We start from the raw sequence: 14,763 nt of genomic DNA on the forward strand, positions 1-14,763 counted from the left end.
ACTTACCTTAGCTTTCGCGTTTTTTTCTGTGCTATTCTTGAGTAAGACTTAGGATATTCGATGGCAAGAAAGGTGATTGACGTGAGAATTGTGAACGCAGCAACTGCAGAACAGGAGAGCTTTATCAAGGAGCTGACTATGGAGCTGATCCATGATGTATTTCCTCTTTATTTCTCCGAACTGGACATTCAGCGCTTTAAAAAGAAAGGCGTTCTGTCTTTAAATAACCATTATTACCAAGGAACATTAAAAGAAGCATTTCAAATTATGGCTTGTTTGCAAATGATACATATTATCCTGACCAAGCCTTCGCCGCACTCTGATTTGAGTGATCAGGCGATTTTTGAAAAAAACAGCAAGATGCTGAATGATTTTGGGATTTATTTTCCGTTTGCTTTTTCTGACTTTCAAAAGAAGACTAACAAAGCCTTTTTCGGTCAAAGAAGGCTGATATAATCATGCGGCAAGGGCTTTTCTATTTTTAGAAAAGCTCTTTTTGTATCAGAGAAATCATATCATAAAACCTTTCCTCTAACTCCCTTTTTAAACGGCTCGTGTCTGAACATACTAATGATTGAAAGGGGTGCTGACAATGAGTTCAGTTAAAGATACAATGACAACGCAGGTGGCAACCGTTTCTCCGAATCAAACGATTCAGGAAGCGGCTTCTCTAATGAAACAGCATAACGTCGGGGCGATCCCCGTTGTAGAGCAAGGTGTTTTAAAAGGAATGCTGACTGACCGTGACATTGCATTAAGAACTACAGCTCAAGGCCGTGATGGCCAGACACCCGTTTCAGAAGTGATGTCAACAGAACTCGTATCAGGAAACCCTAATATGAGTCTGGAAGACGCGTCGCAGCTGATGGCCCAGCACCAAATCCGCCGCCTTCCTATTGTAGATCAAAACAATCTAGTCGGGATCGTTGCGCTTGGAGACCTGGCAGTCAATCAGATGTCGAACGAGTCTGCGGGATCAGCGCTGACAAACATTTCTCACCAAAACATTCATTAATAAGAAAGAGCTTGCAGTGTGCAGGCTCTTTCTTCACATAAAACCTTACTTTTTGAAAGCAGACTTGTTTCGGGGTATAGTTGAGTGTATACATATGTCTCAATTCGGACTAAAGGAGTGTACCCAGTGATTAAAGCGTTAATTTTTGATTTTGACGGGCTTATTCTAGATACAGAAACACACGAATATGAAGTTCTCAGGAAATATTTGAAGAGCACGGCTCAGTGCTGCCGCTATCTGTCTGGGGAAAGGTCATCGGAACTGCTGCGGGTTTCCGGCCTTTTGACTATTTAGAAGAGCAGATCGGGAAAAAGCTGAACCATGAAGAGCTCACACAATTGAGAAGAGAGCGGTTCGCCAAACGCATGGAAACAGAAAAAGCGAGACCTGGTGTCGAAGCGTATTTGAATGCGGCAAAGGATTTAGGCTTAAAAATAGGCCTTGTCTCCAGCTCTGATTATAAATGGGTGTCCGGCCATTTGAAGCAAATCGGCCTGTTTGATGATTTTGAAGTGATTCAAACGGCTGATGATGTGGAAGAGGTGAAGCCGAATCCTGAGCTCTATTTATTGGCGGCAAAGAACCTGGGGGTATCGCCAGCGGAATGTCTCGCGTTTGAGGATTCTGTCAATGGTTCGATTGCTGCGAAACGCGCAGGAATGAAGTGTGTCATTGTCCCGAATAAAGTAACGGGCACCTTGATGTTTGAAGACTATGATCACAGGCTTGAATCAATGGCGGAAATGGAGCTCGCCCTATTGCTTGATCATCTGAACTCACAAAACTAGAAAGGAGCGAGTAGGTTGTCTGAGAAATTAGATTTGACCCGGTTTGAAAAGAAAATGGTTATCCGCAATATCGAAGAGAAAGACATCGACAAAATTATCGATCTTCAAAAGGACTGCTTTCCGGGGATGGAACCTTGGAAGCGAGAGCATTTAATCAGCCATTTGGAGCATTTTCCAGACGGGCAGTTTTGTGCAGAATTCGAAGGTGAAATTATCGGTTCGTGCTCAAGTCTCCTGATTAACTTTGATGAATATGATGACCGCCATACGTGGCAGGACATTACAGATGACGGTTATATCACCAACCATAATCCTGACGGCTTGAATATGTACGGAATTGAAGTCATGGTGCACCCGAAATACAGACGAATGAAGATCGGCCACCGTTTGTACGAGGCGAGAAAGGACTTAGCCAGACGCTTAAACCTGAAAAGCATCATCATAGGCGGACGGATTCCAAACTATCACAAATATGCAGATGAAATGACAGCGAGAGAGTATGTTGAACAGGTGACACGCCACCAAATATACGATCCGGTTCTTTCTTTTCAGCTGATGAACGGCTTTACCCTTATGCGAATTAACCCGAATTATCTCCCAGATGATACAGCTTCGATCAAGTATGCGACGCTGATGGAATGGAATAATGTCGATTATCTACCGCAGCAGACAAAACGCTATTATAAATCGGCGTTCCCTGTTAGAATTTGTGTGATCCAATACGAAATGAAGAAAATTTATTCCTTTGAGGAATTTGCGAATCAAGTAGAATACTATGTCGATGTTGCTTCCGACGCAAGATCTGATTTTGCGGTGTTCCCGGAAATTTTCACAACCCAGCTGATGTCTTTCCTTGAGGAACGGTCACCGAGCTTGGCGGTGCAGAGAATTACCGAGTATACAGAAGATTACATCAGCCTGTTTACTGACTTGGCTGTGAAGTATAACGTCAACATTATCGGCGGATCTCATTTCGTCGAAGAGGAAGGCAAGATCTATAATATCGCTTACCTGTTCAGACGGGACGGAACAATCGAAAAGCAATACAAACTCCATATTACGCCGAATGAACGCAAATGGTGGGGGATCAGCGCAGGAGACCAAGTTCGCGTGTTTGATACGGACTGCGGGAAAATCGCGATCCAGATCTGTTATGACATTGAATTTCCTGAGCTTGCCCGGATTGCGGCTGATAAAGGAGCCAAAATCATCTTTACGCCATTTTGTACAGAAGACCGTCAAGGCTATCTGCGTGTCAGATACTGTTCGCAGGCAAGAGCGGTTGAAAATCAAATTTATACGGTTATCTCGGGAACGGTTGGAAACCTTCCGCAAACGGAAAACATGGATATCCAATACGCCCAGTCAGGCATCTTTGCCCCGTCTGATTTTGAATTCGCCCGAGACGGCATTGTCGGCGAAACAAACCCGAATATTGAAATGGTCGTCATTGGCGATGTTGACCTGGAAATTCTCAGAAGACAGCGCCAAAACGGTACAGTGCGCCAGCTAAAAGACAGACGGCGTGATATTTACCATATTCAATATAAAAAATAACCCGAAAAAACCCGCCTGAATTGGCGGGTTTTTTTAAACAAAAGCGGAATTGTTTAGGTGCTTTCTTTAAAATAAAAGTAAATTGTATAGTGGAGGTGCCTTATGGAGTTTCTGTATTTTCGCCATTTCCTATATCATACAGAAAACGGCTAGGCTTCACATTGCTATTGCAATGGCTGTCCAAGTTGTTTCGAGTGCGACCTTTATCAGTACGATGCTGAGCATTGTCACTTTGCCTGTTTTGCTTTGGAAGCTGCATCATCTTTCTTCTTGAGAAAGGGGATGTTTTATTATTTACGCGGTTTATTGACTCTGACCCGGTCTGGCTTTATATTGAAGGCAGGGAAATCATCACCAAGACATCACATAAAGAGAAGGTCTGTTTCAATTGAATTGGCATTATAGGGAACGCTAATGAAATGGAGATGATGGGGATGGAAAACATTCAGCAAAATCAGGGATTAAAGCAAAAAGATGAGCAATTTGTGTGGCATGCCATGAAGGGAGCGCATCAAGCGGACAGCCTGATAGCCCAGAAGGCCGAGGGGGCCTGGGTAACCGACATAGACGGACGCCGCTATTTGGATGCGATGTCCGGTTTGTGGTGCGTCAACATTGGTTACGGCAGAAAGGAGCTTGCGGAGGCTGCCTATGAGCAACTAAAGGAGCTGCCTTACTACCCGTTAACGCAAAGTCACGCACCCGCAATTCAACTGGCGGAAAAGCTGAATAAATGGCTTGGCGGCGATTATGTTATCTTTTTTTCCAACAGCGGATCGGAAGCAAACGAAACTGCTTTTAAAATTGCCCGCCAGTACCATCTGCAAAACGGCGACCACAGCCGTTATAAATTCATCTCAAGATATCGGGCATACCACGGCAATACATTGGGAGCGCTCTCAGCTACCGGACAGGCGCAGCGGAAATATAAATACGAGCCTTTGAGCCAAGGATTTCTGCATGCAGCTCCGCCAGATATATACCGGAATCCTGATGATGCAGACACGCTTGAAAGCGCAAATGAAATCGACCGCATCATGACATGGGAATTAAGCGAAACGATTGCCGGGGTCATTATGGAGCCCATCATTACAGGCGGGGGCATCCTAATGCCGCCGGACGGATATATGAAAAAGGTGGAGGACATTTGCCGGCGCCACGGAGCCCTTTTGATTTGCGATGAAGTGATCTGCGGATTTGGACGGACAGGTGAGCCGTTCGGGTTTATGCACTACGGTGTGAAGCCTGATATCATTACGATGGCAAAGGGAATCACAAGCGCGTATCTGCCATTGTCAGCGACTGCTGTGAAACGGGACATTTTCGAAGCGTATCAGGGGGAAGCTCCTTATGACCGTTTCCGCCACGTGAACACGTTCGGCGGAAGCCCGGCTGCCTGTGCCTTGGCGTTGAAAAACCTGCAAATTATGGAGGACGAACAGCTGATTCAGCGATCCCGCGATCTTGGAGCAAAGCTTTTAGGTGAGCTTCAAGCTCTGAGAGAACACCCGGCAGTCGGGGATGTTAGAGGAAAAGGGCTGCTGATCGGAATCGAACTCGTCAAAGACAAATTGACTAAAGAGCCGGCTGATGCTGCCAAAGTAAACCAAGTGGTTGCGGCGTGCAAAGAAAAAGGGCTGATCATCGGCAAAAACGGCGATACAGTCGCCGGTTACAACAACGTCATCCAGCTCGCACCGCCATTTTGCCTGACAGAAGAGGACCTTTCCTTTATCGTGAAAACGGTGAAAGAAAGCTTTCAAACGATATAATATAAAAGTGATTTATTAAAGGAGCACATGATGAGTTTTCACAACCAGCCGATTTTACCGGCTATTCGCAATATGAAGCAATTTGATGAGTTTTTGAACAGTTCGTTCTCTTACGGTGTTATTCTTGATATTCATCTCGGCCAGCTGAAGGGCGTGATCAAAGAAGCGCAAAAGCACGGAAAGAACATGATGGTGCACGTCGATCTCATTCAAGGGATTAAGCATGACGAATACGGTGCGGAATTTATATGTCAGGATATCAAGCCCGCTGGGATTATTTCCACAAGATCGAACGTGATTGCCAAAGCGAAGCAGAAGAAAATTTATGCCATTCAGCGCCTGTTTTTGCTTGATACAAGCGCGATGGAGAAAAGCATGGAGTTTATCGGCAAGCATAAGCCTGACTTCATCGAAGTGCTTCCCGGCATCGTTCCGTCACTCATTCAGGAAATAAAAGAGAAAACAGGGATTCCCATCTTTGCCGGGGGGTTCATCCGTACGGAAGAGGATGTAGAGCAGGCATTGAAAGCGGGGGCTGTAGCTGTCACAACATCTAATACCAAATTGTGGAAAAAATATGAAAACTTTTTGACGGAAAATGATTGACACCGCTTTCATGCACTGATACAATTGCACTAGGTTAATACATTGTGATGGAGAACTCGGAGACCACAGCAGCTCTTTACGGCAAATGTTTATGCACCCGTAAAGCGGTTTGTTGTGGTTTTTTTATTCTCTTCTTCTCTATCATGCTTTTTAATCGTGACTTTAGGAGGAATGTGCTATGACAGCATTTTGGGGAGAAGTCATCGGTACGATGCTGCTTATCATTTTTGGTGCAGGTGTTTGTGCAGGTGTCAATTTAAAGAAATCGCTTTCATTTCAGTCTGGCTGGATTGTTGTTGTATTTGGATGGGGATTGGGTGTTGCGATGGCGGCATACGCGGTTGGCGGCATCAGCGGTGCCCATTTGAATCCGGCGCTAACGATAGCGCTTGCATTTGTAGGAGATTTTCCTTGGAAAGAGGTTCCGGTTTATATTGCGGCGCAAATGATCGGAGCGATCATCGGTGCGGTGATTATCTATCTGCATTACCTCCCGCACTGGAAGTCAACGGATGATCCCGCTGCCAAGCTGGGTGTTTTCTCAACAGGGCCCAGCATTCCGCATACATTTGCAAACGTTTTAAGCGAAGTGATTGGGACATTTGTCCTTGTGCTTGGAATCTTGGCCATTGGGGCAAATCAATTTACAGAAGGACTTAATCCTTTAATCGTCGGTTTCCTCATTGTAGCAATCGGTATTTCTCTGGGAGGCACCACCGGCTATGCTATCAATCCTGCACGTGACTTAGGTCCGCGGATAGCCCACGCTTTTCTTCCGATTCCGGGGAAGGGCTCATCAAACTGGAAATACGCATGGGTTCCGGTAGTCGGCCCGATTTTAGGCGGATCATTCGGCGGCGTATTTTACAACGCTGCATTTAAAGGGCACATCACAAGCAGCTTCTGGATTGTAAGCGTTATATTGGTTGTGGTATTGTTAGGACTCTATGTTTATACGAAATCACATTCTGCTAAAACATTATCAAATTCAAAATATATTTAATCAAAGGGGAGACATCTTATGGAAACGTACATTTTATCCTTAGATCAGGGGACGACAAGTTCAAGAGCGATTCTGTTTAATAAAGAAGGCAAAATCGTTCACTCTGCTCAAAAGGAATTTACACAATACTTCCCGCATCCTGGCTGGGTTGAGCATAATGCCAATGAAATTTGGGGCTCTGTCCTCGCGGTTATCGCCTCAGTCATCTCTGAATCAGGAATCAGCGCTTCTCAAATTGCCGGCATCGGCATCACGAACCAGCGCGAGACGACGGTTGTGTGGGATAAAGATACAGGAAGTCCTGTCTATAATGCAATCGTTTGGCAGTCCAGACAGACGTCCGGCATTTGTGAGGAACTTCGTGAAAAAGGATATAATGATAAATTCAGAGAAAAAACTGGGCTTTTAATCGATCCATACTTCTCCGGCACGAAGGTGAAGTGGATTTTAGACAATGTGGAAGGCGCAAGAGAAAAAGCGGAAAAAGGCGAGCTGCTGTTTGGAACGATTGATACGTGGCTCATTTGGAAAATGTCAGGCGGAAAAGCGCATGTGACCGATTACTCCAATGCCTCAAGAACACTGATGTTTAATATTTACGATTTAAAATGGGACGATGAACTGCTCGACATTCTAGGCGTACCGAAATCCATGCTCCCTGAAGTGAAGCCGTCTTCCCATGTGTATGCGGAGACTGTTGATTATCACTTCTTCGGAAAAAATATCCCGATTGCGGGAGCGGCAGGCGACCAGCAGTCCGCATTGTTCGGCCAGGCATGCTTTGAAGAAGGCATGGGGAAAAACACTTACGGCACAGGATGTTTCATGCTGATGAATACCGGGGAAAAAGCAATTAAGTCTGAACATGGGCTTTTGACAACAATCGCTTGGGGCATTGACGGAAAAGTGAACTATGCGTTAGAAGGAAGCATTTTTGTCGCTGGCTCTGCCATCCAGTGGCTTAGAGACGGATTGAGAATGTTCCAGGATTCATCGCTTAGCGAATCTTATGCAGAGAAAGTGGATTCAACTGACGGCGTGTATGTTGTTCCGGCCTTTGTCGGACTGGGCACGCCTTACTGGGACAGTGATGTGCGCGGTTCGGTTTTCGGCCTGACAAGAGGGACAACAAAAGAGCACTTTATCCGTGCGACACTGGAGTCATTGGCTTATCAGACAAAAGATGTGCTTGACGCAATGGAAGCAGACTCAAACATTTCATTAAAGACGCTTCGTGTAGACGGAGGAGCTGTGAAAAACAATTTCCTAATGCAGTTCCAAGGAGACCTGTTGAATGTTCCTGTGGAGCGCCCGGAAATTAATGAAACGACTGCACTTGGCGCGGCTTATTTGGCGGGTATCGCTGTGGGATTCTGGAAGGACCGTTCTGAAATCGCGAACCAGTGGAATCTGGATAAACGGTTTGAGCCTGAATTAGAAGAAGAAAAACGAAATGAGCTGTATAAAGGCTGGCAAAAAGCCGTGAAAGCAGCTATGGCTTTCAAATAAAGTAATACTATGGTATAATGGTTACAAGTTAATAAGAACGGTCCTGAGATGAGGAGAGACCACAGCACCAAAGTGTAAGCATGCACTTTGGCTGTTGTGGTCTCTTTTTCTATTTACCGTGACAACAAGGAGGAAACGTAATGATGAAACATCAATTTTCAAGTCTTGAAAGAGATCGCATGCTGACAGACATGACGAAAAAAACATATGACCTATTTATTATCGGAGGAGGAATTACAGGAGCCGGAACAGCTCTTGACGCGGCATCAAGGGGAATGAAGGTCGCACTAAGCGAAATGCAGGACTTTGCGGCGGGAACATCAAGCCGATCAACGAAGCTGGTACATGGCGGCTTGCGCTATTTAAAACAATTTGAAGTGAAAATGGTCGCTGAGGTAGGAAAAGAGCGGGCGATTGTGTATGAAAACGGCCCGCATGTCACTACACCGGAATGGATGCTGCTTCCGTTTCATAAAGGCGGCACATTCGGTTCATTTACAACATCTATCGGGTTAAGAGTTTATGACTTCCTTGCAGGTGTGAAAAAGTCAGAACGAAGAAGCATGCTTTCAGCAAAAGAAACGCTGCAAAAAGAGCCTTTGGTGAAAAAAGACGGCTTAAAAGGCGGCGGGTACTATGTGGAATACCGCACTGACGATGCGAGACTGACCATCGAAGTCATGAAGGAAGCGGTGAAATTCGGGGCAGAGCCTGTGAATTACTCCAAAGTGAAGGAGCTTCTTTACGAAAAAGGCAAAGCCGTCGGCGTATTAATTGAAGATGTGCTGACAAAGAAAGAATATAAAGTGTATGCGAAAAAAATTGTCAATGCTACAGGCCCTTGGGTCGATCAGCTCAGAGAAAAAGACCATTCGAAAAACGGAAAGCATTTGCAGCATACAAAAGGCATTCACCTTGTATTTGACCAGTCTGTCTTTCCGCTGAAACAGGCTGTATATTTCGATACACCTGATGGACGGATGGTATTTGCGATTCCTCGTGAAGGCAAAACATACGTGGGAACAACAGACACTGTTTACAAAGAGGCGCTGGAGCATCCGCGGATGACAACGGAGGATCGTGATTATGTCATCAATTCAATCAATTACATGTTCCCGGAACTGAATATCACTGCGAATGACATCGAATCCAGCTGGGCGGGGCTGCGTCCGCTGATTCATGAAGAAGGCAAAGATCCTTCTGAAATTTCACGGAAAGACGAGATTTGGACATCTGACTCAGGCCTGATCACCATTGCCGGCGGAAAACTGACTGGATACAGAAAAATGGCGGAGCACATCGTTGATCTTGTCCGTGATCGCTTAAAAGAAGAAGGCGAAAAGGATTTTGGACCATGTAAAACGAAAAACATGCCAATCTCTGGCGGGCACGTCGGCGGTTCGAAAAATCTCATGTCCTTCGTTACCGCGAAAACACAAGAAGGAATTGCAGCCGGATTATCAGAAAAAGACGCAAAACAGCTGGCGATCAGATACGGCTCTAACGTAGATCGCGTCTTTGACCGGGTAGAAGCGCTGAAAGATGAGGCCGCGAAACGCAACATTCCGGTTCATATTCTTGCTGAGGCAGAATACAGTATAGAAGAAGAGATGACTGCAACCCCTGCTGACTTCTTTGTCCGCAGAACGGGACGTTTATTTTTCGATATCAATTGGGTAAGAACATATAAAGATGCCGTTATTGATTTTATGAGCGAGCGATTCCAATGGGATGAGCAGGCAAAAAACAAACATACAGAAAACCTCAACAAGCTTTTACACGATGCGGTCGTACCGCTTGAACAATAAATCATAACGGGCTGTCTGCAGCCCGTTATTTCTTTTTACGTGCCGAAAGGGCCAGATCTCAGGTTATCAAGTGACAGAGGCACCCGCTTCATATAAAATAATGGCATAAGCTGATACATAGGAGGACGAATATGACTTGGAGAAAGAGCTATGAACGCTGGAAACAGACAGAACATTTAGACCCGGAATTAAAAGAGCGCCTTATTGAATTAGAGGGGAATGAACAGGCCCTTGAGGACTGTTTCTATAAAGACCTTGAATTCGGTACCGGCGGAATGCGCGGGGAAATCGGCGCCGGGACAAATCGGATGAATATTTACACTGTGCGCAAAGCATCGGCCGGGTTTGCGGCATACATCTCGAAGCAAGGTGAGGAAGCGAAAAAACGGGGCGTTGTCATTGCTTATGATTCCCGCCATAAATCTCCGGAGTTCGCGATGGAAGCGGCAAAAACACTTGCGACACAAGGCATCCAAACATACGTGTTTGATGAGCTTCGCCCGACGCCAGAGCTGTCATTCGCTGTCAGACAGCTGAACGCTTATGGGGGAATTGTAGTAACGGCAAGCCATAACCCGCCTGAATATAACGGCTACAAAGTATACGGGGATGATGGCGGCCAGCTGCCTCCAAAGGAAGCGGACATCGTCATTGAGCAGGTAAACGCGATTGAAAATGAGCTGACGATCACAGTGGACGAAGAAAATAAGTTAAAAGAAAAAGGCTTAATCAAAATCATCGGTGAAGATATTGATAAAGCTTATACAGAAAAACTGACGTCCATTTCTGTACATCCTGAATTATCGGAAGAAGTAGATGTAAAGGTTGTTTTCACACCGCTGCATGGAACTGCAAATAAACCGGTCAGACGCGGACTTGAAGCACTCGGCTACAAAAATGTAACGGTTGTCAAAGAACAGGAACTGCCGGATTCAAACTTCTCCACTGTTACATCGCCAAACCCGGAAGAGCATGCGGCATTCGAATATGCCATTAAGCTTGGGGAGGAGCAGAATGCAGATATTCTCATCGCGACAGATCCTGATGCTGACCGCCTCGGCATCGCGGTGAAAAACGATCAAGGCAAATATACAGTGCTGACAGGAAACCAAACCGGAGCGCTGCTGCTTCATTACCTGCTTTCTGAAAAGAAAAAACAAGGTATCCTGCCTGATAACGGTGTTGTTCTCAAAACGATCGTCACAAGTGAAATCGGCCGTGCTGTAGCTTCTTCATTCGGCCTTGATACGATTGATACGCTGACAGGCTTTAAGTTTATCGGTGAAAAGATTAAGGAATACGAGGCATCAGGCCAGTATACCTTCCAATTCGGTTATGAAGAGAGCTACGGTTATTTAATCGGGGATTTTGCCCGCGATAAGGACGCCATTCAGGCTGCGCTTTTGGCAGTTGAAGTTTGCGCGTTCTATAAAAAACAGGGAATGTCATTGTATGAGGCGCTCATCAATCTCTTTAACGAGTATGGTTTCTATCGTGAAGGGCTGAAATCCCTGACGCTGAAAGGCAAACAAGGAGCAGAGCAAATTGAAGCGATTCTTGCTTCCTTCAGACAAAATCCGCCGCAGAAAATGGCGGGCAAACAGGTTGTCACAGCAGAAGATTACGCTGTAAGCAAACGGACGCTTCTGACTGAAAGCAAAGAAGAAGCCATCGACTTGCCAAAATCAAATGTATTGAAATACTTCCTGGAAGACGGGTCTTGGTTCTGTCTTCGTCCTTCTGGAACTGAGCCGAAGGTGAAATTTTATTTTGCCGTAAAAGGGTCATCTTTGGAAGACAGTGAACAGCGTCTTGCCGCCCTTTCTGAAGATGTAATGAAGACGGTGGATGAAATTGTTGAGTCAACAGCAAAATAATTCAAGTATGAGCTGGGTCATTGTAAATGATCCGGCTTTTTCTTTTTCTCATCCAAAAGTCTGAAAGAAAATCATCCTACAAGTGAAGTAATGAAATACAAAAAACTGGTATAATCTTAAATACAAGATCAATGCCGGAGTGAGAAACGTGAGCAAAACGAGGATGGAAAAATTAAAAACGCTGAAAACGATTGCGGAAACCTTAAATCAAGGGCACGATATCAAAGCAACACTGGATGAGGTTTTAAAAGAGTTGCTGAGTCTGACAAACCTTCAATCCGGATGGATTTTTCTGATCGAAGAAGATGGGTCTTATACGTTAGCGGCCGACGCTTATCTGCCCCCGGCTTTAAGCCGCAAGGAAAAAGTGCTGATGTGCGAAGGAGAGTGTTACTGCCTGACGAAATTCAATAACGGAGGGCTTAGAAAAGCTGCAAATATCATGAACTGCAAACGCATCGAATCAGCAGAAAACCTGCATTGTTTTGACACAGAAGGGATTACGCATCATGCAACTGTGCCTTTAGAAGACGGGGACAGAAGATTCGGATTGTTAAATGTAGCGGCGGCCGGAAAAACCATGTTTGATGAGGAAGAGCTGCATTTACTCGAATCTGTCGCCTTTCAGATCGGAACGGCAATCCAGCGTATGAGGCTTTCTGAATATCAACAAAAAAATGCTCTTTTAATGGAGCGTAACCGACTCGCTCAGGAGCTTCACGATTCTGTCAATCAAATGCTGTTTTCCGTCAGTTTAACTGCCAAAGCTGCGAAGACACTAACAAAAGATGAGAATTTACAGCAGATGATTGATTTCATCCAAAACCTATCACAGGACGCGCTCGCAGAAATGAAAGCGTTAATTTGGCAGCTTCGCCCCGGAGGATTGGAAAAAGGGCTGGCTGAAGCCATTAAAAGTTATGGTGCGCTCATTGGATTGAAGATCATTTTTACACAAAAAGGCAGTCCTGTTCTGACTGATGAGCAGGAGCATATGCTATGGCGTGTCGTACAGGAAGCTTTAAATAACTGCAAAAAGCATGCCGGAACGGATACGGCTTATGTTAGTCTGACTGCTTCTTTGTGCCATGCGGAGCTGGATATAATCGATCATGGGGCAGGATTTCGCTATGAAGCGCATGCCGGTCTGCCTTCACTTGGCATCAAGGGTATGAAAGAACGGGCGGAAAAAGCCGGCGCTAAGTTTTGGATTGAGTCAGCGCTTGGAACTGGAACAAAGCTGTCCATCAGGCTTCCGCTAACAAGCCGAAAAGGAGGGGCGGTATGAAAATTGTAATTGCTGATGATCATCATGTTGTCAGAAAGGGTCTGCGTTTTTTCTTTGCCACCCAGGATGATATTGAAGTTGTCGGAGAAGCTGCAACCGGAATAGAAGCTCTCCGTGTCATCGAAGAGACAAAGCCGGATCTTGTGCTAATGGATCTGTCTATGCCCGAGATGGACGGCATTCAAGCCATTAAAAAAGCAATACAGCAATTTCCGGAGACGAATATCATTGTGCTGACGAGCTACTCTGATCAGGAGCACGTCATCCCCGCGCTTCAGGCAGGCGCGAAGGCGTATCAATTAAAGGATACGGAGCCCGAGGAATTGGTGAAAACACTAAGACAAGTGCATGCTGGCGAATACAAGCTTTCTACAGCTATTATGCCCCATGTGCTGACACATATGAAAAATCAGCACGACCCGGAAAAAGAAAAATACTATCAATTAACAAGAAGGGAAAAAGACGTTCTGACTGAAATAGCGAACGGGAAAAGCAATAAAGAAATCGCAGCAGCCTTGTTTATTTCAGAAAAAACAGTAAAAACCCATGTATCGAATCTTTTAGCAAAACTTGAAGTGGCCGACCGCACGCAAGCAGCGCTTTTCGCAGTGAAATATAATCTGAATGGAGAGATCTCGAAATGAACATGTTAGTCATAAATGGCACGCCTAGAAAACATGGCAGAACAAGAATTGCAGCATCCTATATTTCAGCTCTGTATCACACGGATTTGATTGATCTAAGCGAATTTGTATTGCCGATTTTTAACGGTGAAGCTGATCAATCTGAATTGTTGAAGGTACAGGAGCTTAAGCAACGCGTTTCTAAAGCGGATGCGATTGTATTATTATCGCCTGAATATCACAGCGGCATGAGCGGCGCTTTAAAAAATGCCTTGGATTTTCTAAGCAGCGAACAATTCAAATATAAGCCCGTTGCATTATTGGCAGTAGCGGGAGGCGGAAAAGGCGGCATCAATGCGCTGAACAATATGAGAACTGTGATGCGGGGTGTCTACGCCAATGTCATTCCGAAGCAGCTGGTGCTTGATCCGGTGCATATTGATGTTGAACATGCTACAGTGGCTGAAAACATTAAGGAAAGCTTAAAAGAGCTTGTTGAAGAACTCAGCATGTTCGCAAAAGCAGGAAATCCCGGCGTCTAAACGCCGGGATTTGTTTATGTGAGAAGGGCTATTTGATCTTCATAAGTCAGCTCTGTGGCATGATCAATATAACGGAGAAGGGAATACAGCATCTTTTCTAAAACGGCGTAATCCTGTTCAAAATGATACGCATGCAGAAAATGCTCAATTCGTTTTGACAACAAATCGTCCTCTGTACGCACCATTAAAATTAATAAATTATCCCATTGAGAACGATGGGTGTAATAAAGCGCTTTATCGTAATCGGCATAATCCATGAATCGCTTCTCCTTTCTTGGGTGAGAAGTTCATGATTAGTTTATGCCGCATCCTCTGTAATTGACGGGGCAAAACTTGGCGTCTGCGGCAGTAAAGGGGTAGCAATATGAGGGAGAC

13 protein-coding genes and 2 pseudogenes are annotated in these 14,763 nt (G+C 45.1%); 14 read left to right on the plus strand and 1 reads right to left on the minus strand.

Annotated elements, in window-relative coordinates; all coding sequences use genetic code 11:
- Window positions 1–60 precede the first annotated feature (60 nt).
- The 14 genes and pseudogenes from AC07VD_RS05620 (at window position 61) to yhdA (ending at window position 14,388) form a co-directional block, all read left to right on the plus strand.
- A complete protein-coding gene (locus tag AC07VD_RS05620; protein WP_015252484.1) occupies window positions 61–456 on the plus strand; it encodes a YhcU family protein in 396 nt (131 codons plus the stop codon).
- A gap of 136 nt (window positions 457–592) precedes the next feature.
- Window positions 593–1,015 carry a CBS domain-containing protein gene (locus AC07VD_RS05625; RefSeq protein ID WP_003245462.1) on the plus strand — a complete coding sequence of 141 codons (423 nt, stop codon included), beginning with the start codon at window positions 593–595 and terminating at the stop codon, window positions 1,013–1,015.
- 126 nt (window positions 1,016–1,141) lie between these two features.
- A pseudogene (locus AC07VD_RS05630) lies at window positions 1,142–1,803 on the plus strand (HAD family hydrolase).
- Window positions 1,804–1,818: 15 nt separating this feature from the next.
- The gene (locus AC07VD_RS05635) at window positions 1,819–3,360 is read left to right on the plus strand and encodes a bifunctional GNAT family N-acetyltransferase/carbon-nitrogen hydrolase family protein (RefSeq protein WP_014479282.1); all 1,542 of its coding nucleotides are present in this window, start codon (window positions 1,819–1,821) and stop codon (window positions 3,358–3,360) included.
- A gap of 172 nt (window positions 3,361–3,532) precedes the next feature.
- Window positions 3,533–3,634, plus strand: a pseudogene (locus tag AC07VD_RS05640) (hypothetical protein); the annotation flags it as partial.
- A 145-nt stretch (window positions 3,635–3,779) separates the two neighbouring features.
- Window positions 3,780–5,132, plus strand: a complete 1,353-nt coding sequence (locus tag AC07VD_RS05645) for an aspartate aminotransferase family protein (RefSeq protein ID WP_101169434.1) — start codon at window positions 3,780–3,782, stop codon at window positions 5,130–5,132.
- Window positions 5,133–5,159: 27 nt separating this feature from the next.
- The gene (glpP, locus tag AC07VD_RS05650; RefSeq protein ID WP_101169435.1) at window positions 5,160–5,738 is read left to right on the plus strand and encodes a glycerol uptake operon antiterminator GlpP; all 579 of its coding nucleotides are present in this window, start codon (window positions 5,160–5,162) and stop codon (window positions 5,736–5,738) included.
- 178 nt (window positions 5,739–5,916) lie between these two features.
- Window positions 5,917–6,741, plus strand: a complete 825-nt coding sequence (gene glpF / locus AC07VD_RS05655; RefSeq protein ID WP_003233386.1) for a glycerol uptake facilitator protein GlpF — start codon at window positions 5,917–5,919, stop codon at window positions 6,739–6,741.
- 18 nt (window positions 6,742–6,759) lie between these two features.
- Entirely contained in the window at window positions 6,760–8,250 is a 1,491-nt protein-coding gene (gene glpK, locus AC07VD_RS05660; protein WP_003233384.1) for a glycerol kinase GlpK, read from the plus strand.
- A gap of 140 nt (window positions 8,251–8,390) precedes the next feature.
- Entirely contained in the window at window positions 8,391–10,058 is a 1,668-nt protein-coding gene (gene glpD, locus AC07VD_RS05665; protein WP_128992574.1) for a glycerol-3-phosphate dehydrogenase, read from the plus strand.
- A gap of 131 nt (window positions 10,059–10,189) precedes the next feature.
- Window positions 10,190–11,935, plus strand: coding sequence for a phospho-sugar mutase (locus AC07VD_RS05670; RefSeq protein WP_342819621.1), 1,746 nt, complete (start codon window positions 10,190–10,192; stop codon window positions 11,933–11,935).
- A gap of 148 nt (window positions 11,936–12,083) precedes the next feature.
- Window positions 12,084–13,223, plus strand: a complete 1,140-nt coding sequence (gene yhcY / locus AC07VD_RS05675; RefSeq protein WP_029726343.1) for a two-component system sensor histidine kinase YhcY — start codon at window positions 12,084–12,086, stop codon at window positions 13,221–13,223.
- On the plus strand, window positions 13,220–13,867 hold the full coding sequence (yhcZ, locus tag AC07VD_RS05680) for a two-component system response regulator YhcZ (RefSeq protein ID WP_021479675.1): 648 nt from the start codon (window positions 13,220–13,222) through the stop codon (window positions 13,865–13,867). The genes yhcY and yhcZ overlap by 4 nt, the downstream gene beginning before the upstream one ends.
- Window positions 13,864–14,388 (plus strand): FMN-dependent NADPH-azoreductase, encoded by a 525-nt coding sequence (gene yhdA, locus AC07VD_RS05685; RefSeq protein WP_086343626.1) that lies wholly within the window; start codon window positions 13,864–13,866, stop codon window positions 14,386–14,388. Before yhcZ ends, yhdA begins: the two co-directional genes overlap by 4 nt.
- 14 nt (window positions 14,389–14,402) lie before the next feature.
- Here yhdA and AC07VD_RS05690 read toward each other — a convergent pair whose 3' ends face one another.
- Window positions 14,403–14,645, minus strand: coding sequence for a YhdB family protein (locus AC07VD_RS05690; protein ID WP_003233373.1), 243 nt, complete (start codon window positions 14,643–14,645; stop codon window positions 14,403–14,405).
- Window positions 14,646–14,763 lie beyond the last annotated feature (118 nt).

It is taken from the genome of Bacillus sp. GW821-FHT01G09, from assembly GCF_059422205.1.

Bases quoted from the DNA above. Each gene is read 5' to 3' on its own strand.
- glpK (WP_003233384.1), top strand. From the start codon at position 6,760: ATGGAAACGTACATTTTATCCTTAGATCAGGGGACGACAAGTTCAAGA.
- AC07VD_RS05625 (WP_003245462.1), top strand. From the start codon at position 593: ATGAGTTCAGTTAAAGATACAATGACAACGCAGGTGGCAACCGTTTCT.
- AC07VD_RS05645 (WP_101169434.1), top strand. From the start codon at position 3,780: ATGGAGATGATGGGGATGGAAAACATTCAGCAAAATCAGGGATTAAAG.
- glpP (WP_101169435.1), top strand. From the start codon at position 5,160: ATGATGAGTTTTCACAACCAGCCGATTTTACCGGCTATTCGCAATATG.
- yhdA (WP_086343626.1), top strand. From the start codon at position 13,864: ATGAACATGTTAGTCATAAATGGCACGCCTAGAAAACATGGCAGAACA.
- AC07VD_RS05620 (WP_015252484.1), top strand. From the start codon at position 61: ATGGCAAGAAAGGTGATTGACGTGAGAATTGTGAACGCAGCAACTGCA.
- glpF (WP_003233386.1), top strand. From the start codon at position 5,917: ATGACAGCATTTTGGGGAGAAGTCATCGGTACGATGCTGCTTATCATT.
- glpD (WP_128992574.1), top strand. From the start codon at position 8,391: ATGATGAAACATCAATTTTCAAGTCTTGAAAGAGATCGCATGCTGACA.
- AC07VD_RS05670 (WP_342819621.1), top strand. From the start codon at position 10,190: ATGACTTGGAGAAAGAGCTATGAACGCTGGAAACAGACAGAACATTTA.
- yhcZ (WP_021479675.1), top strand. From the start codon at position 13,220: ATGAAAATTGTAATTGCTGATGATCATCATGTTGTCAGAAAGGGTCTG.
- AC07VD_RS05690 (WP_003233373.1), bottom strand. From the start codon at position 14,645: ATGGATTATGCCGATTACGATAAAGCGCTTTATTACACCCATCGTTCT.